This window comes from Rhizobium mongolense subsp. loessense, assembly GCF_900099775.1.
GTDB lineage: Bacteria > Pseudomonadota > Alphaproteobacteria > Rhizobiales > Rhizobiaceae > Rhizobium > Rhizobium loessense.
In genome coordinates this window covers 701,773-719,102 of sequence record NZ_FMTM01000002.1, presented here as the reverse complement: position 1 = coordinate 719,102, position 17,330 = coordinate 701,773, and the positions used below count along the sequence as shown (strand labels likewise).

Annotated in this window: 16 protein-coding genes and 2 pseudogenes; 12 read left to right on the top strand and 6 right to left on the bottom strand. The window is 60.1% G+C overall.

Annotated elements, in window-relative coordinates; genetic code table 11:
- The first annotated feature begins 123 nt into the window (after window positions 1–123).
- Window positions 124–1,061: pseudogene (locus BLP23_RS11055) on the top strand (MBL fold metallo-hydrolase).
- A gap of 308 nt (window positions 1,062–1,369) precedes the next feature.
- Window positions 1,370–2,200: an alpha/beta fold hydrolase gene (locus BLP23_RS11050; protein ID WP_092584975.1), complete on the top strand. Its 831-nt coding sequence runs from the start codon at window positions 1,370–1,372 to the stop codon at window positions 2,198–2,200.
- 235 nt (window positions 2,201–2,435) lie between these two features.
- Here the strand turns inward: BLP23_RS11050 and BLP23_RS35245 are convergent.
- The 3 genes and pseudogenes from BLP23_RS35245 to BLP23_RS11035 all read right to left on the bottom strand — a co-directional run.
- Window positions 2,436–2,630, bottom strand: a pseudogene (locus BLP23_RS35245) (hypothetical protein); the annotation flags it as partial.
- 51 nt (window positions 2,631–2,681) lie between these two features.
- Window positions 2,682–3,140, bottom strand: a complete 459-nt coding sequence (locus BLP23_RS11040; protein WP_092584895.1) for a nuclear transport factor 2 family protein — start codon at window positions 3,138–3,140, stop codon at window positions 2,682–2,684.
- A gap of 110 nt (window positions 3,141–3,250) precedes the next feature.
- Window positions 3,251–3,613, bottom strand: a complete 363-nt coding sequence (locus BLP23_RS11035; protein ID WP_092584894.1) for a hypothetical protein — start codon at window positions 3,611–3,613, stop codon at window positions 3,251–3,253.
- A 79-nt stretch (window positions 3,614–3,692) separates the two neighbouring features.
- Here BLP23_RS11035 and BLP23_RS11030 point away from each other — a divergent pair, with 79 nt between their 5' ends.
- From BLP23_RS11030 to BLP23_RS34440, 4 genes are read left to right on the top strand one after another with little or no spacing between them, the layout of a single operon-like run.
- Entirely contained in the window at window positions 3,693–4,271 is a 579-nt protein-coding gene (locus tag BLP23_RS11030) for a TetR/AcrR family transcriptional regulator (protein WP_092584893.1), read from the top strand.
- Between the two features lie 46 nt (window positions 4,272–4,317).
- Window positions 4,318–5,622 (top strand): beta-ketoacyl-ACP synthase II, encoded by a 1,305-nt coding sequence (fabF, locus tag BLP23_RS11025; protein WP_092584892.1) that lies wholly within the window; start codon window positions 4,318–4,320, stop codon window positions 5,620–5,622.
- The gene (locus BLP23_RS35240) at window positions 5,619–6,044 is read left to right on the top strand and encodes a Rossmann-fold NAD(P)-binding domain-containing protein (protein ID WP_233426670.1); all 426 of its coding nucleotides are present in this window, start codon (window positions 5,619–5,621) and stop codon (window positions 6,042–6,044) included. The genes fabF and BLP23_RS35240 overlap by 4 nt, the downstream gene beginning before the upstream one ends.
- Window positions 6,045–6,059: 15 nt before the next feature.
- A complete protein-coding gene (locus BLP23_RS34440) occupies window positions 6,060–6,494 on the top strand; it encodes an HAD hydrolase-like protein (protein WP_267890081.1) in 435 nt (144 codons plus the stop codon).
- Window positions 6,495–6,551: 57 nt separating this feature from the next.
- Here the strand turns inward: BLP23_RS34440 and BLP23_RS11015 are convergent, their stop codons facing one another.
- The 3 genes from BLP23_RS11015 to acnA all read right to left on the bottom strand — a co-directional run bounded on the left by BLP23_RS11015 (window position 6,552) and on the right by acnA (window position 10,088).
- The gene (locus BLP23_RS11015; RefSeq protein ID WP_092584891.1) at window positions 6,552–6,845 is read right to left on the bottom strand and encodes a type II toxin-antitoxin system RelE/ParE family toxin; all 294 of its coding nucleotides are present in this window, start codon (window positions 6,843–6,845) and stop codon (window positions 6,552–6,554) included.
- Window positions 6,845–7,099 carry a type II toxin-antitoxin system ParD family antitoxin gene (locus BLP23_RS11010; RefSeq protein WP_092584890.1) on the bottom strand — a complete coding sequence of 85 codons (255 nt, stop codon included), beginning with the start codon at window positions 7,097–7,099 and terminating at the stop codon, window positions 6,845–6,847. The genes BLP23_RS11015 and BLP23_RS11010 overlap by 1 nt, the downstream gene beginning before the upstream one ends.
- A gap of 391 nt (window positions 7,100–7,490) precedes the next feature.
- Complete coding sequence (gene acnA / locus BLP23_RS11005) at window positions 7,491–10,088, bottom strand: aconitate hydratase AcnA (RefSeq protein ID WP_092584889.1); 2,598 nt, start codon at window positions 10,086–10,088, stop codon at window positions 7,491–7,493.
- 56 nt (window positions 10,089–10,144) lie between these two features.
- Here acnA and tam point away from each other — a divergent pair, with 56 nt between their 5' ends.
- The 6 genes from tam to BLP23_RS10975 all read left to right on the top strand — a co-directional run bounded on the left by tam (window position 10,145) and on the right by BLP23_RS10975 (window position 17,298).
- Complete coding sequence (tam, locus tag BLP23_RS11000) at window positions 10,145–10,921, top strand: trans-aconitate 2-methyltransferase (RefSeq protein ID WP_092584888.1); 777 nt, start codon at window positions 10,145–10,147, stop codon at window positions 10,919–10,921.
- Window positions 10,922–11,032: 111 nt separating this feature from the next.
- Window positions 11,033–11,950, top strand: a complete 918-nt coding sequence (locus BLP23_RS10995) for a GntR family transcriptional regulator (protein WP_092584887.1) — start codon at window positions 11,033–11,035, stop codon at window positions 11,948–11,950.
- Between the two features lie 101 nt (window positions 11,951–12,051).
- Entirely contained in the window at window positions 12,052–13,149 is a 1,098-nt protein-coding gene (locus BLP23_RS10990) for an isocitrate/isopropylmalate dehydrogenase family protein (protein ID WP_092584886.1), read from the top strand.
- 145 nt (window positions 13,150–13,294) lie between these two features.
- A complete protein-coding gene (locus tag BLP23_RS10985) occupies window positions 13,295–14,407 on the top strand; it encodes an ABC transporter substrate-binding protein (protein WP_092584885.1) in 1,113 nt (370 codons plus the stop codon).
- Window positions 14,408–14,474: 67 nt separating this feature from the next.
- Window positions 14,475–16,235, top strand: coding sequence for an ABC transporter permease (locus BLP23_RS10980; RefSeq protein ID WP_092584884.1), 1,761 nt, complete (start codon window positions 14,475–14,477; stop codon window positions 16,233–16,235).
- A complete protein-coding gene (locus BLP23_RS10975) occupies window positions 16,228–17,298 on the top strand; it encodes an ABC transporter ATP-binding protein (RefSeq protein WP_092584883.1) in 1,071 nt (356 codons plus the stop codon). The genes BLP23_RS10980 and BLP23_RS10975 overlap by 8 nt, the downstream gene beginning before the upstream one ends.
- The last annotated feature ends 32 nt before the right edge of the window (window positions 17,299–17,330 follow it).

The window sequence follows — 17,330 nt, the reverse complement described above, 5'->3', positions numbered from 1 at the left end:
CACCCTCGCGCTCAGGCTTCTCATCGATTTACGACGTTTAACTCGTCCGCGTCCGAACCCGCGCCTAACCTCGGGACATCGCGACCGTGATCCAACAATCGACGAATGCAAGAGGAGATAGGCATGTCCAACTTCGACACCGATATTCACGCCACCAGAAGGCAGTTGCTCGTCGGCTCGGCCGCGGCGGCGGCCGTCATGACCTTGCCGCGCGACATCTTCGCCGCTTCGTTCCACAACTTCGCGCATGGAGCATTCGACATCACCGTGCTGAGCGACGGCTTTATCACCCTCCCACCCGAAGTCCTGCTCCCTGACGCTGAGCCGGAGGAACGGGCCGACTTCCTCAAGCGACTTGGCGGCGGCGAGAAAGGCGCTGCGGTTCAGGCGAATATCCTTTGATACGTTATGGCGACGACCTGATCCTCATCGACAACGGGTCAGGCATGAACTTTCAACCCACGGCAGGCAAGCTGGCGCACAATCTCCGGACAATGGGTGTCACTCCAGAACAGATCACAAAGGTGGTATTCACCCATGCTCATCCCGACCACTCGGGCGCGACGACTGCATCCAACGGCAAGCTCCTGTATCCCAACGCGGAGTACTATGTGAGCCAGACCGAATGGGATTTCTGGACGGACAAGCAGTTCGAGACCCGGAGGCCGTCGGCTTTGCACGGATTTGCCAAGGGCGCTCAGCGGGACCTCTTCGCCATCGGCGAGCGGATCACGCTTGTCAGGGAGGGCGACGAGATCGTGCCGGGAATGTCGATCGTCAGTACGCCCGGCCACACGCCCGGCCACGTATCGGTCGAAATCAGGGGCAGGGACAATCTCCTGATCACAGGCGACGCATGCACCAACGACACGATCTTCTTCGCAAGGCCGGACTGGCACTTCGGTTTCGATACCGACGCGGAAGTTGCGCTCGCCAGCCGCCAGGTGCTGCTGGATCGTGCGGCCGCAGAAAAGCTGAAGCTGCTCGGATACCACTGGACCTATCCCGGCGTCGGATATGCAGAGCGGCGCGGTGATGCTTATGACTTCGTCGCCGTCTGAATATCGTGGTCTCTCGCATAAGAGCCGGAGGCATTCCGGCCCCTTTACTTGCGGCGGAATTCTGATTTTCATCAATTTACGACGCTTAACTCGTTTTACGGCCGTCCGTCGGGCACGGTTCTCTTCGTCAACAGAGGCACCACGCTCCCAGGGAGACGGACATGAACGGCACCGCCCTCACGATACAACTGAACGCCACCCGGCGCGACTTCCTCCTCGCAGGAGGCGCGGCGGTCGCCGTCGCGTCGCTTCCGAAGTGGGCCTCCGCCGCAACCCAATCCATCGCAACTGAACAGAGGACCACGACAATGGGCTACATCACCACGACCGACGGAACCGAAATCTTCTACAAGGACTGGGGCCCGAAGGACGCCCAGGCGATCGTCTTCCATCACGGCTGGCCGCTCTCCGCCGACGACTGGGACAACCAGATGATGTTCTTCTTCAACAAGGGATTCCGCGTCGTCGCCCACGACCGCCGCGGCCATGGCCGCTCGACACAGACAGACACCGGAAACGAGATGGACACCTACGCCGCCGACGTCGCGGAATTGGCGGAGAAGCTGGACCTCAAGAACGCGATCCATGTTGGCCACTCGACGGGCGGCGGCGAGGTCGTTCACTATGTTGCCCGCGCCAAGCCCGGTCGGGTCTCGAAGGCGGTCATCATCGGTGCCGTTCCGCCGATCATGGTGAAGTCCGAGAAAAACCCGGGCGGCCTGCCGATCGAAGTCTTCGACGGCTTCCGCGCCGCGCTCACCGCGAATCGGGCACAGTTCTTCCGCGACGTTCCGGCCGGCCCGTTCTATGGTTTCAACCGCCCGGGTGCCCAAGCATCGGAAGGCGTCATTCAGAACTGGTGGCGGCAAGGCATGATGGGCGGTGCGAAAGCGCACTACGATTGCATCAAGGCCTTTTCCGAGACGGACTTCACCGAAGACCTTAAGAAGATCGAGCTACCCGTCCTCGTGATGCATGGCGACGACGACCAGATCGTGCCTTACGCGGACTCCGCGCCGCTGTCGGCAAAGCTTCTCAAGAGCGGCACCCTCAAGACCTATCCTGGTCTGCCCCACGGCCTGTGCACGACACACCCTGATGTCGTCAACCCGGACCTGCTGGCCTTCTTCCAGAATTGACGGTCTGGGGGCTGGGAAAGGTCGCTGATTGCGCACCTGACTGGGCGGTGCGTCATGCCGGTTCCGACACGTCGAATGTGACGCGCTGGGTGTCACCAGCGCGGCCTGAAATATCGAGTGCAGGACCGCGGTGGTTCCGCAGCCTCCGCCCGAAAGTTGCATCACAGCAGAACAAGCCGTTGGCCGGGTTCGTCCGATCGACGCGGGCCGCGCACGCCAGCACTCTTCGTCGGCGCGGCTGGAGAGCCTTCATGATCTCCTTTGGAAACCTCTGGAAGATGAGTTTGCCGCGTTGATATCCGAGCGGATCGTGATGACGGGTGTGCGATCGCGGCGCTTCAGGATCGGCTCTTCCAGCCGAATTTCCGAATGGCCGATCTATCGAGCGGATCTGCCAGCCATCCCTGCTCACCAGCGAGAAATCGGCGAGCGTACCCCCGGTCACGTAACGCGGTGGCGCCTCTAACTACGCTTCTCCTTGCTAGCTTATAATCTGTTCGGCGACAGCCTCTTCGAGGCCAACTGCCGCTTGGGCGGCAAGACCGCGCGCCGCTGCCTGTGAATCGTAAAATTCCTCAAGTGCATAGACTCTTCCCCACCGCAGGGTGAACACGTGGAGACCACGATTGACGTACGACGCGTCGCCGTTGCGCAGCGTTGCGGTTCCGTCCCACTGGGCAAACACGGTGGTATGCCACGGCCAGCCCTTCACCCAGATATGGTTGACCGTGAGATGGAGAGTGGGCAGGACACGGCCGAGGCGCTCAAACCAGCGGCGCAGGGCTTCTTTGTCGTGGCGCTCGCCACCAAGCGCGTGGGTGCCGGAAACGCGGTGATGGACATGCGGCACGACTGCTTTCACCGCCGCATCCCAGCGATGGTTGTTGACGTGGTCGAAGCTCTGTCGGATCGATTTCTCGACAAAATAACTGTATAGCATTTGGCCTCTCCTCCAGACTTGTTCGATGGCGTGATCGAGGGCACCGTGTGGCGAGCCGCGGACACAAGACCAGCGACCGGTAGCACACAGGCTGCGGTCTGCACCTCGGGTCAACGCATTGTCGCGTCGGCCCGCAGATGTGTGGCAGTCTCGGTCGAGACCGTCACCTCCTTGCCGGACCTTGAGAACGCGTAAAGCGCGTCATGGTGGCCTGGCATGGAAAATGCCACGGAGTCGCCGTCGGCAAGGCCCATGACGACGCGCAGCGGATCGCCCCCGGTCTTCGGGGCGAAGGTGGCGGTGACCTCTAGGAGGTCGCCGTCGACCGAGACGTAGTAGACCACCATGTCGAGGGGTCCCGCGTGCAGGCTGCCGCCTCCGATCGGGCGTCCGATGGTTGCTTCCTCGGCAAAAGCCGGGGTCGAAAGAAATAGCGCGGCAAGGAGCGTTGCGCTCAGGGTTCTGCGGATCACTTCGTAAATCCTTTTTAGATTGCGTTCGACCTCTATATAGAGTTTAGATTACGAATGCAATTTAAAAAAGGAGATGACGATGCGCGTAACTCGCACTCAGGCCGCGGAGAACCGCGAAACCGTGATCAATGTAGCAAGTCGCCTTTTTCGGGAGCGAGGCTTTGACGGCATCGGCCTTAAGGATCTGATGAAGGGTGCCGGGCTGACCCAAGGCGCCTTTTACAAGCAGTTCACCTCAAAGGAGGACCTGGTTGCGCAGGCGTCCAGGCGAGCGATGGAAAGCGCCACCAACCGATGGTCGGCCGCGACTGCGGCAAAACACGAGGATCCGCTTGGCGAGGTGATCGCGTTCTATCTCAGTATGGACCATCGCGGAGAAAAGATGGACGGCTGCCCGATCGTGGCGCTGGGTTCGGATGCCGCCAGACAAGGCATGGACGTGAAAGCTTCGTTCGAAGCCGGGATCAGGGAGCATCTCGGGATCCTCGGCCGTTTCATTGCCGAGACCAATGGCGAGGAGTCAGATGGCAAGGCCATGGCCATTCTCTCGACGATGGTCGGTGCGTTGATGTTATCGCGCGTCATCAACGATCCCGACCTCGCGCAGGCCTTTCTGGATGCGGCGACCAATCAGGTTCGCGAAGCAGCCGGCGCTTGAACGGCGTGTCAGTGCCGGCGGCGCACTCAAACTGATGGGAAAATAGATGCGACGGATTGTTGTTACGGGCATGGGAGCTGTCACGCCCCTTGCCGCCGATGTTGAAGCGTCCTGGTCGCGTCTCCTGGCCGGCCGCTCGGGCATCCGAAGGCTTCCGGACGATGTGGTCGGCAACCTCCCGGCAAAGGTCGGAGGGGTAGTTCCATCCCTGGAAGAAGACCCCGAAGCCGGCTTCAATCCGAATACCGTCCTTGCGCCGAAAGATCAACGAAAGGTGGATCGGTTCATTCTCTTTGCGCTGGCGGCGGCAGAACAGGCTGTTGCGCAGGCGAATTGGAAGCCTAGCTCGGAAACGGAACGCCTGCGCACAGCCACGGTCATCGCTTCGGGCATCGGCGGGTTTCCCGCCATCACCGAGGCGGTGCGCACGGTCGACCTCCGCGGTGTCCGTCGCCTGTCTCCGTTTACGATACCGTCCTTCCTGGTGAATCTCGCGGCGGGTCACATTTCCATCCGTCATGGCTTCAAAGGTCCACTGGGCGCGCCGGTGACGGCGTGTGCGGCCGGCATCCAGGCGGTCGGCGATGCGGCTCGTCTTATCCGCGCAAACGAAGCCGACATCGCGGTGTGCGGTGGCACGGAAGCATGCATGAACATTGTCAGTCTCGGCGGGTTTGCGGCCGCTCGTTCTCTTTCGACCAGCTTCAACGACACGCCGGCTGAGGCCTCACGACCTTTCGACATGGCCCGGGACGGCTTTGTCATGGGAGAAGGAGCCGGCATCCTGGTCATCGAGGAAATGAGCCACGCGCTTGCGCGCGGTGCGAAACCGCTCGCCGAGCTCGTCGGCTACGGCACGACGGCGGATGCTCATCATGTCACCTCCGGTCCCACGGACGGCGAAGGGGCGCGCCGTGCCATGGAGATCGCGATTGCACAAGCAGGGATTTCGTCGCGTGAGGTTCGTCATCTCAATGCGCATGCGACTTCCACGCCAGTAGGCGATCTTGGGGAAATCGCGGCAATAAAGAACGTGTTCGGGCGCGATTTCGCGATAGCTGTCAGCGCAACGAAATCGGCGACCGGACACCTGCTCGGCGCCGCCGGCGGGCTTGGCGTCATCTTCGCGATCCTGGCGCTCAGGGACCAGGTGGCGCCGCCGACACTTAATCTGAGCGCTCCGGATCCGGCCGCCGACGGCATCGACTTCGTCGCAAGCCAAGCCCGGCCAATGGAGATGGATTACGCGATCTCCAATGGCTTTGGCTTCGGAGGAGTCAACGCCAGTGCGCTGTTCCGACGCTGGACGAACGAATTGACCGACGCGAGCACCGGACGGGGTGGTAATTGAAAGCCTGCCTCCAACCGTTCCCGTTTTCCAAACACCAGACCCACGGCCGGCAGGCCGACCGATATTTCGAAGCGCAATCCAGCACAAAGAAAGAAGTGATTTCCATAAACAAGACCAATCCTGGCGTCGCCCTGGTGACGGGGGCATCCACCGGCATCGGGTACGCAACCGCCCGGGGCCTTGCAGAACGCGGGCTTTCGCGTGTCCGGAACCAGCCCTCGTGCCGTCGCCCACTTCGTCGGCACATGAGCTATTTGGCATTCACCCTTGTGAAAGCGAGCGACAATATATCTCCCCTCCCACCTGCGATTTTACTCGATCTCGATGGCACACCGCCGATCGAAGATGTCATGCGCTACCTCTTGCGGCCGTTTGGCGACGATCGTGTCTTGGAAGCCGTTGAGGCCTACAGGCGCGACTAGGGGTCGAGAGGGCTCCTGCTCAGCGAGCTTTATGATGAAATCCCGGAGGCACTTGCGACGATGCACAAGAACGCACGCCTGTTCCTCGCTACATCGAAGCGAGCGACGTTCGCGCGCACGATCATTCAAAACAAGGGCTTGGGAGCCCTTTTCAACGGCATCTACGGGTCAACGCCGGCTGGAAACATCGACCATAAGCCGGAGCTCATCGCCCATATAATGACGGAAAACGGTCTTGTCGCGGATCGGTGCGTCATGGTTGGCGGCCGGAAATTCGACATTACAGGCGCGCACGCGAACAGGATGAGCGCAATTGGCGTGCTCTGGGGTTACGGCAAAAGAGACGAGTTGGAGCAAAGCAAGGACTTGAGCGGCCTGTACCTTACTCTCCTCCGAAAACCGCGGCTTTGGTCGGCCAAGGGTCCGATTCCTATCAAAACCGCGATCTAGAAATTTGGCGTTTCACACGATCGAGAGCGTACTATTGCGGCGTGGTGGGCGATGTGTCTAAACAGGATCGCCGGCCCAGTCTTCGTGTCCATGGCGTATTCGGATCACGAAAATGGCCCCGTTCTCTTCGATCCGGTAGACAACGAGATGGGCTTTGAACGGATGGATTCTAACCGGCGGCGAAATCTCCTCTCGCTCACGCGCTAATCGCGGATTCGCGGCAATCAGGTCAAGCATCGCGAACAGCTCGTCATGATACCGCCTCGCCTGTGCGGATCCGAACATGCGGACACCTTGCTCGGCGATCGCAATGATGTCCTCTTCCGCTTCGACAGAAAGTCTAAAATGCATTATCTGCCGCCGCGCGTCGTTTCCCCGCGCTCGATTGCCGCGGCAAAGAGTTCGTCCCTCGACCGGTTGCCAACTCCACTTTTGAGACCGTCATCGACCAAGCGTTGCATGGCGGCAATCTTATCACTGCGCGCTTGGTCCCTCCGAATCAGGTCACGCACATAGTCACTAGCATTGGAATATCGCCCGGTCCTCGCTTGTGCCTCGACCCATTCTTTCATTGGGTCGGGTAAAGATACATTCATCGTAGCCATTCGAGCCTCCATATTGCGCCCAATTTAGCTGGACTTGGCAAAGTTTGTCAAACTCGACCACTTTGGACGCGGAGGCGTAGCTTGGGCAGTCATTCACGGCCTCGCCGATTGAACGAATAACCACAGCCGCATGAGCGTCATTGCGGCCAGGAATGTGACGCGTCTCAAATGATCTGGCATTCCATAAATTAACGTTTGCCGCGGCGCTGGAATAGCGGGTCCGCGGTTCTATTCCGCTCAAGGCGAGCGCTTGGGGAATCGCGGGGTAGTCTGTTCTATTCCATTCAACTGCCAACGCACGTCCGCGGCGGTGATTATGCCGGCATCCAAGTGATTAAGGGAACCGCGATCTACGTCTTTAGCAATGCCAAACGGCCATTGACCAAATTCGCTACCGTTGCGCCAGAATGTGCGGGATCATGCCCCCGGCGTTGAGCAGGACGACGTCGAGTTCCGTTTCCACCGCGGCACGCCCGTTGAAGAGCGTGCTGGTTCCGTTTGCCCTGGCGACTTCCACCTCGACCGGGCATCGTGGACTTATCGCCTCCGCTTTCACGATGACGAGGTCGCCAGGTCGGAGTGTCAGCGCCTCGGGATGGAACTGCGCCGGCATCAATATCGGCAGTACGCCCATCCCTATAAGGTTCGAACGGTGAATCCTCTCAAAGCTCTGGGCTAGAATTGCCCTGACCCCCAATAGGGCCACCCCCTTCGCAGCCCAATCTCGCGACGAGCCCGCGCCGTAACGCTCGCCCGCGACAATTACGGTGTCGATGCCTTCGTTGCCGTAGCGTTCTGCGATCTCCCAAATCGGGCCGACAGTCCCGGAGGGCGCATGAATGGTCTGGCGGGCTGACTCTGTGCCGACCAACAGGTTGCTCGCCGTCCTGTTGTCAAACAGGCCACGGACCATTGTCTTCCAGTTTCCGCGACGTGCGGCGTAGACATTGAGGTCGCCTTTCGGATCGCCGGCTGCGACAAGGTGTTGGCCGGCGTAACTCGATGACGAAATCTGCCCCGCAGGAGAGATATGGTCCGTGGTCACGTCATCTCCGAGGACGAGGAGCGGATGGGCGGTGTAAGTGCCCAAGCGGTTCGGCTGATCGATCGAAGCGAAAGGCGGACGCGTAATGTAGGTGGAGGCCGGGTCCCAAGGGAAACGGTCGGCCGAGGAGGCGGCCAGGTTGCTCCATGATGCGTTCTGTTCGGCATGCGCAAACGAAGCGCCGAAGTCTTCGATCTCAAGACTTGCAGCCGTCAAAGCGTCAATCTCTTCTGCCGTCGGCCAGAGGTCGGCCAATCGGATTTCCTGGCCGGACATCCGCGTCGCCAGGACCGCGCTTCCGACGTCTCGGTCCATTGTGCCGACCAGTGCGTGGGCTATTACCATGGGCGGCGACATCAAGAACCCATACTTGAGGGATGGATGCACGCGGCCCGGGAAATTTCGGTTCCCCGACAAGACCGCGGTAGCGACGGATCCGCTTTCGACAGCGTCCTGCATGTCAGGGTGCAAAGGGCCGCTATTGCCGATGCATGTAGTGCACCCATAGCCGACGATGCCGAATCCGACAGCCTCCAAGTCTTCAAGCAATCCAGCTCGAGCCAGGAAGCGCTCGGCTGCTGGCGATCCGGGCGCAAGCGACGTCTTCACCCAGTGAGGTGGGCGCAGGCCCATTGACCGAGCTCGCCTTGCCAGGAGTCCGGCGGTGATGAGGAGTTTCGGGTCCGAAGTGTTCGTACAGCTCGTGATCGCCGCGATCGCGATCGGATAGGGCGGAATGGTTGTTGCCGTGCCCCTTGCAGGTTCCGTTGCCGTGGCGCGAAGGACGTTCGCGACCTGACCGATCGGGAGCATATCCTGGGGACGCTGGGGGCCGGAGGCGACCGGTGTCAGCGTCGAGAGGTCGAGCTCGAGCACATCGGAGTATTTTGGCTGCGCTTGTGAATCGAACCAAAGTCCCTGCGCTTTGGTGACTTCCTCCACGATCATGCAATGCTCTGGGGTGCGGCCCGTCGTTGCGAGATATCGGATGGTCATGGAATCGATCGGGAAATAGCCGCTGGATGCGCCGTATTCCGGAGCCATGTTCGCGACGACGGCACGGTCGCCAGCAGAGAGTTGGGATACGCCAGGCCCGAAGAATTCCACGAACTCGCCCGAGATCCCGCGACGGCGGAGTAGGTGTGTGACCGCAAGTGCGAGATCGGTGGACAGGACGCCGGGTTTCAGCGCGCCGACACATCGAACTCCGATAACATCAGGCAGGCGCAACGTGACGGGCATCCCAAAGATCACGCTCTCTGCCTCAAGCCCGCCGACCCCCCAGGCGACGACGCCGATGCCGTTGATCATCGGCGTGTGGCTGTCGGTGCCGATGAGCGTGTCGGGTCTCGCGATCGAGACTCCATCGCGCTCGTCGACGGAAATGACCGTCGCCAACTGCTCCAGGTTCATGGTGTGCATGATCCCGGTGCCAGGCGGATGGACATGGATGCCGGGCAGGGCCGTCGTCGCCCATTTCATCAGGCGGTACCGTTCGGCGTTGCGTTCCATCTCCCGGTGCATGTTGAACGCCATGGCGTCCTTGGTGCCGTATCGGTCGACGCCGACGCTATGATCGACCGAGACATCGACCCGAAGCGCCGGAACCAGGTTCGTCGGGTCTCCGCCGTTTTCCGCTACGACGTCTCTCATCGCTGCGATATCGACAAGCGCCGGCACGCATGTCGTGTCGTGCATGAGGACGCGGCCTGGATAGAACGGAATCTCCTGCTGGCTCGTGCCGCCGATCAGCCAACTGCGGAAATGCTCGACAAGTTTATTGCGCTCGTCGCCTTCGGAATTGCGGATGCAGTTCTCCAGCATGATCCTCATCAGCCACGGCAAGCGATCGAGATCGGCTCCGAAATCTGAGCGCAGGTCAATGGCACGGTAATTATTCCCCGCGATAGGCAATTCAAACCACGACACAGGATGTCCTTCCATTTTGCATTTTTATTGCTAAAAAAGCAAAAATGGTTTGTTGTCAACAAGGATTAGACATGACGGGAAAATGGTCGCCGACGCAGTATCTCAAATTTGCAGACCAGCGGACTCGGCCAGCCCGCGATCTTCTCGCAGCCGTTCCGACCGTGGAAGTCAGGCGAGCAGTCGACTTGGGATGCGGTCCCGGCAACTCAACCGAGCTGCTCATCCACCGTTGGCCCGAGGCAGATGTCAGCGGCATCGATTCTTCGCAGGAGATGATAGTGAGCGCTCGAGAGCGGCTTCCCCGACCCAAATTCGACGTCGCCGATATCGCGAGCTGGCAGTCTGCGCCCGAATACGATCTGATATTCGCTAACGCAGTTTTGCAATGGCTCCCCGACCACCGCGCCTTGCTTCCTCGGCTGGCGGAGGGCCTCGCAAGTGGTGGAACGCTTGCAATTCAGGTGCCGGACAATCTGATGGAGCCGTCGCATGTGGGGATGAGGAAGGCGGCTGAAGACTCGCGATGGAAGACGAGGCTCAAAGACGCCGCCGGCGAGCGGACCGAGATCATGACGCCAGCCGAATACTACGACGCCCTGATGCCCCATTTCGATCACGTGGACGTCTGGAAGACGATTTACAACCATCCACTGAAAGGCATCGACGGCATCGTCGAATGGTTCAAGAGCACGGGATTGAAACCTTTCCTCGCGCGCTTGGTGAACGAGGAGCGGGACGCGTTCCTCGACCTCTACGAGTCCATCATCGCCGAACATTATCCGGTGCAACGGGACGGCACCGTCTTGCTGGCTTTTCCCCGACTTTTCATCGTCGCGATGAAAAGCTGAATTGGTTTTTGATCGAATTCTCGTGCAATTCAGTTCGCATCTGCCCAGGTTTGAGCTATAGGGACGTTGGGGCGCATCGCAGGTGCGCTTGAAATGTGGGACCGATCGACCATGGCAGTACGGGCGCTTGCGCAGAATATCGCGAACGAAATCTCCCTTCTCATCACAGCAGGCGAATTGGAACCGGGCCAGCCAGTGAGGACGCAAGCGCTGGCCGATCGGTTCGGAGTCTCTCGTTCGCCCGTACGGGAGGCGTTGGTGACCTTGGCCGAACAGGGCGTCCTCGAGCAAATCGAGAATCGGGGCTTTTTCGTCAAGGACGGCGCCTCCGAGCTTGTCGTCGAGCCTGTCAGCGATGAAGCGAAGCCGTTCGAGATCGCCAACGAGTACCAGCAGCTCGCAGAGGACTGGTTGAAAGACCGCATCCCGGGCGAAGTTACCGAAATGATGCTCCGCGAACGGTACGACCTCACAAAGGCGCAGCTCGGCGACATCCTAATGCGCGCTGTCCGCGAAGGGTGGGCCGAGCGAAAGCAAGGTTACGGCTGGAGGTTCCTTCCGGTGGCGAAAACGCCAGAGGCCTTCGAGCAGATTTACCGGTTTCGCATGCTGATCGAGCCGGCCGCGATGCTGGAACCGGAATTCAAGCTCGATCGTACTATCATCGAAGAGCAACGTCGCATTCAGCAACGAATGCTCGACACAGATATCGAGAAGCTCCCGGCAGAACGCTTGCTCCACAACGGCGCGCTCTTCCATGAAGAGCTCATCAAGATGTCGAACAATCCCTTCTTCCACATGTCGTTGGTCCGGGTGAACCGGATGCGTCGGCTCCTGGAATATCGCTCGCGCGTCGACAGGAGCCGGACAGTCCGACAGTGCGAAGAACACCTTGTGATCCTTGATCTTCTAGAACGGGGTGAGATCGTCGAGGCATCCTACGCGATGCGCAGACACCTCGGCGGCGCGCTCAGCAAAAAGTCGCCCGTCGCATGGTCATGGTCGCATGCAGCGGAAGAAAAAACATGACGGAGAATTTTTAGGATTGCATTTTAGTGCAATAAAAGCCAATAGTGACCCCGCGACGTTGATGGGCGAGGAAAACTCGCTCCGTTTTGGGAGATCACTCAATGAAGTTTATGGTAACGCCGTGTGACGGCATCGGTCCGGAAATCACAGCCGCGACCATGGAGGTTCTGAAGGCCGCCGACAGCGCGTTCGGCCTCGGCATCAGCTACGATTTCGAAGACACCGGCTTCACAAGCCTCAAGAAGCACGGAACGACGCTTCGCGACGACACGATCGAGCGGGCGAAGAGTTACGACGGCATTATCCTCGGACCGCAGTCCCATATGGACTATCCTGCCCGCGACAAGGGCGGCGTCAACGTCTCGGCTGGCTTTCGCGTCAAGCTCGATCTCTACGCCAACGTCCGCCCGGCTCGCTCGCGGGACTTCCTCGACAACGGCGGCAAGAAGATGGACCTCGTGATCATGCGCGAGGCGACCGAGGGCTTCTACCCCGACCGAAACATGTTTGCGGGCAGCGGCGAGTTCATGCCCACTCCCGATATCGCTATTTCGATGCGCAAGATAACGGCCCATGCCTGCGAGCGCATATGCCGCGAAGCCTTCGTTCTCGCAATGAAGCGCAACAAGCAAGTCACTGCGGTCCACAAGGCCAACAATTTCATCCTGACCGACGGTCTCTTTCTCCAGCAGTTCCGCAAGGTGGCCGAGGAATTCCCCGAGGTGAAGGTCAACGACTTCATCATTGATGCGATGGCGGCGCACCTGGTGCGTAACCCAAGCCGCTTCGACGTGATCGTCACCACCAACTTCTATGCCGACATCATCTCCGATCTCGCGAGCGAGCTTTCGGGCAGCCTCGGTCTCGCCGGCTCCATCAACGCCAACTCGCAGACGGGGCTTGTCTGCGCCCAGGCCCAGCACGGTTCGGCTCCCGATATAGAGAACCAGAATGTCGCAAATCCGACATCGCTGATCCTGTCCGCAGCCATGATGCTGAGCTGGCTCGGCGAGCGGCGCAAGCTCGCCAACTTCGAAGCGGCCGGTGCCGAGATCGAGCGTGCTGTCGACGAAGTTCTCGCCAATTCGGCATCCCGGACACGCGACCTCGGCGGCTCGATGAACACGGACGCGTTCGGCGCGCAGGTCGCTAAGGCGATCCGTAACAATGGGGCTTCCAAGAAGGCAGCCGTCGCCTGATTACGAAACTGTCGATTGCTTTTGTGGAATAAAAAAAGCAATCGGCGAGCTGTTCTCAACACGATTTATCTAGTTTCGAGGTCAATAGTTGGCCTCGGGGAATCCGCCCGGAGGAGCTTTGCGGGCGAACCATGGGAGAAGAGAAATGATCGATACCGAGACCAAACGCCGGGCCTTTCTTTCGGGGACCGCCGCGATCGTCGCAGTGGCAGCGTTCGCCACTACCAGTTGGGCGCAGGACGTGCCCGCTGGCTACCCCGAGGATTATGCCAAGCTGATCGAAGCCGCTAAGGCCGAACGAAGCGTCTCCGTCTACACGTCGACCGACGCCGAGCAGTCCCAGAAGCTGCAGGACGCCTTCACCAAGAAGTACGGCATCAAGATCGCCTACAACGACCTCGGCACCAACGGTTCCTACAACCAGGTGATCTCTGAGGCGGCTGCGAGCCAGGTCACGGCCGATGTCGTCTGGAGCTCGGCGATGGACCTGCAGATGACGCTCGTGCTCGAGGGCTATGCGGAAGAGTATGCCTCACCTGAGGCAGCAAACATTCCGTCATGGGCTGCCTATAAAAACATCCTCTACGGCACCACGATCGAACCGATCGGCGCGATCTACAACACCAAGGCTCTGAGCAAGGATCGCCTTCCCAAGACCTATGCCGACATGATCAAGTTCCTCAACAACAACAAAGCGGAGCTCCAGGGAAAGGTCGCAACATTTGATCCGGAGAAGTCCGGTTCAGGCTTCCTCCACCATTCGAACGACGCGCGTGAGCGCAAGGACTTCTGGGACCTGGCCAAAGCACTCGGCAGCGACGGCGCGAAAATCTACTCGAGCTCGGGTTCCATGAAGGAGACCGTCGTCTCTGGTGAGAACGTGCTGGCGATCAACGTGATCGGCTCCTATGCGATCGATTGGGTCAAGGAAAGCCCGAACCTCGGCGTCCATTTCGCGACCGACTACACGCCCGCCTTTTCGCGTCTTGCCTTGATCTCGAAAGGCGCTCCGCATCCGAACGCGGCTCGCCTGTTCGTTGACTTCCTGCTTTCAAAGGAAGGCCAGGACGCTCTGGCCGAGGGCGGTCTTCCGTCAGTCCGCAAGGACGTGACGGCTGGCCTTAACATCGAGACGCTCAACACCTTCGTTGGTGGCGGCCTCAAGCCGATTGCGGTCGACGAAGGCGTTGTCGAATACATGGACCAGATGAAGCGCGTCCAGTTCCTCAACGATTGGAAGACTGCGCTCGGCCGCTGATCCGGCAACAGCTACGGCGCGTATCGAACCGCGCCGTAGCCTCCACGATCATTCGCGAGAGGCTTCGATGTCTACAAATGTCCATGCTCCGGTCGCGCTCGCTATGAGCACGGCGCAGGCGGCCAAGAAATATCCAGCAAGAATGCCACGCGTTGGCAATGCGAACCTGTTTCGCACCATCGTCATCGGGCTTCTGGCAATCGCCGTCCTGGCACCCGTTGGCCTGATCATCTATCAGAGCTTCCTGACTGGCGCGTTCTTCAGCCCGCGCGCGCGTTTCGGACTCGATGCGTTCCAATATGTCTTCACAGACAAGACATTTTACCGCGCTGTCGGAACGACCGCCGTCTTTTCGTTCGGCATGGTAGCGATTGCCGTGCCCCTGGGAGGCATGCTCGCATTTCTGCTGACCAGGACCGATATCCGCTACAAGCGCTTGCTCGAAGTCCTCGTTCTCGTCCCCATGTTCATCTCGTCAATCGTGCTGGCCTTCGGCTACACGGTGTCGGTCGGACCGGTCGGCTTTCTGTCGCTCGCGGTCCGCGACGTCCTGGGCTTCGTTCCCTGGAATCTCTATAGTTTGCCCGGCATGATCGTCATCGCGGCACTCAGCCATGTGCCACATGTCTATCTATACGTTTCCGCGGCGATGAAGAACCTTCCGTCCGACCTCGAGGAGGCGGCGCGGACGTCAGGTGCCTCCGTCTGGCGCGTGTCACGCGACGTCACGCTGCCGATGGTGCTTCCGGCGCTGATCTTCGCGGCGGCGCTTAATGTGCTGCTCGGCTTCGAGACATTCGGCATTCCGCTCGTTCTCGGCGACCCGTCCGGCACGATGGTTCTCACCACCTACATATACAAGCTTACCACCCTGTTCGGCACCCCGACCTACCAGTTGATGGCCGTCGTCGCGGTGGTCTTGATCCTAATCACGTTGCCTCTCGTCTGGTTCCAGCGCAAACTTCTCAAGAATGCCCGGCGTTATGCGGCGATGGGCGGCAAGGGGGCGCGGGTTTCATCCCTCAAGCTCGGCACCACAGGACAGGTCATCGCTCTGTCTGCGATCGCCCTCTGGCTGTTCGTGTCTGTCGTCCTGCCGATTGGCGGTATCACGGTCCGCGCGTTCGTCGATGCCTGGGGCGAAGGGGTCAATCTCTTCGACCACCTTACCCTCTCCAACTTCGACCACCTCACCGAGGTCCCAAGTCTGTTCCGCGGCATCATCAACACCATCATTCTGGCAGTTGTCGGGGGCGCGGTGGCGGTGTTCATCTATCTCGTGGTCGGCCTCGCCGGACACCGGAACTGGGGCGCTTCGAACACGCTGCTCGACTACATCGTGCTGCTTCCGCGGGCTTTGCCAGGCCTTGTCATCGGTCTCGCCTTCTTCTGGGTCTTCCTGTTCGTCCCGTTCCTGACCTTCCTGCGGCCGACACTGTTCTCATTGTTCATCGCCTATGTTGTCGTAGGTCTGTCCTATGGCCTGCGCTTGATCCAAGGCACGCTGATCCAGGTCGCTCCGGAACTCGAAGAGTCTGCCCGCACGACGGGTGCGACAATCGGCCAGACTTGGAAGGACGTCGTGATCCCGATCGTTCGTCCCGGCCTTGCCGGAGCATGGGCGCTGATCATGATCATCTTCCTTCGCGAATACGCGACGGGTGTCTACCTCATGGGAGCCGGAACCGAAGTTATCGGTTCGCTGATGGTGTCCCTGCTTCAAACGGGCGCGCTGAACACCATCGCCGCGCTGTCCCTCATCTCGGTTGTTCTGACAGGTGCTGGCCTCGCGCTCGCCCTGCGTCTGGGAGCGAAAATCCATGACTGAACTCATTGTCAAAGACGTCGAGAAGTGGCTCGGCGGCCTGCAAATCCTCAAAGGCGCTTCTTTCGAGGCCAAGCGCGGATCGATCGTCGCTCTGCTCGGCGCGTCGGGAAGCGGCAAGACGACGCTCCTTCGATGCATCGCGGGACTCGAAACTCCGGAAGTTGGCCAGATCGTGATCGGCGGCAAGACGGTGCTCGACGGGAACCAAAAACTGGCGCTGCCGCCCGAACAACGCAACATCGGCCTGGTATTCCAGTCGTACGCCCTCTGGCCACACCGCACGGTCGCCGAGAACGTCGGTTACGGTCTCAAGCTTCGCAACGTTTCATCCGCGCAGATCGCCTCAAGGGTCCAGGCGATCCTCGACAAGATGGGACTTGACCATCTCGCCGAACGGTATCCGTCTCAGCTCAGCGGTGGACAGCAGCAGCGTGTCGCCATCTGCCGTGCGCTCGTCTACGAACCCCGTGTACTCCTTCTCGATGAGCCGCTCTCGAACCTCGACGCCAAGCTACGAGAAGAGGCTCGCTACTGGATTCGCAAGCTCATCCTCGAGCTCGAAATCTGCGCGATCCTGGTCACCCACGATCAGGGCGAAGCGCTGGCGGCGGCAGACAACATCCTGCTTCTCCAGGACGGCCGGATCGTCCAACAGGGTGCGCCGCAGGACATCTACTCCAACCCGAACAGCTTCTATTCGGCGGACTTCCTTGGCGCGAACAACATCATCAACGGTAAGGTCCAGTCGGTCGAAGGCGGCTACGCCAAGATCGGCGGCGAAGGCTGGAGCCTCGATGGTTTCGTCCGCGAGCAAGGTGGGGTCGGTAGTTCGCAGGAGGCCCGCGCGGTCATTCGCGTCGAGCAGATCAACGTGACCGAGGCACCCGTTGCAGACGCGGTCGAGATGAACCTCGACGACAGCATCTACCTCGGCGACAAGTGGGAATACCGCCTGAGCCGCGGAGACTTCGTCGCCAGGGCGCATGGGTCCCGGCAGATGGCGTCCGGCAAGGTCTGGGCGACGATCCCCAAGGAGAGCGTCTGGGTTTTCGCGGGCAAGTAGTCGCCCGCAGCACTGGTGGCCGTCGATCCTCC

Excerpts from the sequence above, each read along its gene's own strand:
- fabF (WP_092584892.1), top strand. The coding sequence starts at position 4,318 with ATGCGACGGATTGTTGTTACGGGCATGGGAGCTGTCACGCCCCTTGCC.
- BLP23_RS10990 (WP_092584886.1), top strand. The coding sequence starts at position 12,052 with ATGAAGTTTATGGTAACGCCGTGTGACGGCATCGGTCCGGAAATCACA.
- BLP23_RS11015 (WP_092584891.1), bottom strand. The coding sequence starts at position 6,845 with ATGCATTTTAGACTTTCTGTCGAAGCGGAAGAGGACATCATTGCGATC.
- BLP23_RS10975 (WP_092584883.1), top strand. The coding sequence starts at position 16,228 with ATGACTGAACTCATTGTCAAAGACGTCGAGAAGTGGCTCGGCGGCCTG.
- BLP23_RS11040 (WP_092584895.1), bottom strand. The coding sequence starts at position 3,140 with ATGCTATACAGTTATTTTGTCGAGAAATCGATCCGACAGAGCTTCGAC.
- acnA (WP_092584889.1), bottom strand. The coding sequence starts at position 10,088 with ATGGAAGGACATCCTGTGTCGTGGTTTGAATTGCCTATCGCGGGGAAT.
- BLP23_RS11050 (WP_092584975.1), top strand. The coding sequence starts at position 1,370 with ATGGGCTACATCACCACGACCGACGGAACCGAAATCTTCTACAAGGAC.
- BLP23_RS11010 (WP_092584890.1), bottom strand. The coding sequence starts at position 7,099 with ATGGCTACGATGAATGTATCTTTACCCGACCCAATGAAAGAATGGGTC.
- BLP23_RS10995 (WP_092584887.1), top strand. The coding sequence starts at position 11,033 with ATGGCAGTACGGGCGCTTGCGCAGAATATCGCGAACGAAATCTCCCTT.
- tam (WP_092584888.1), top strand. The coding sequence starts at position 10,145 with ATGACGGGAAAATGGTCGCCGACGCAGTATCTCAAATTTGCAGACCAG.
- BLP23_RS10980 (WP_092584884.1), top strand. The coding sequence starts at position 14,475 with ATGTCTACAAATGTCCATGCTCCGGTCGCGCTCGCTATGAGCACGGCG.
- BLP23_RS11030 (WP_092584893.1), top strand. The coding sequence starts at position 3,693 with ATGCGCGTAACTCGCACTCAGGCCGCGGAGAACCGCGAAACCGTGATC.
- BLP23_RS10985 (WP_092584885.1), top strand. The coding sequence starts at position 13,295 with ATGATCGATACCGAGACCAAACGCCGGGCCTTTCTTTCGGGGACCGCC.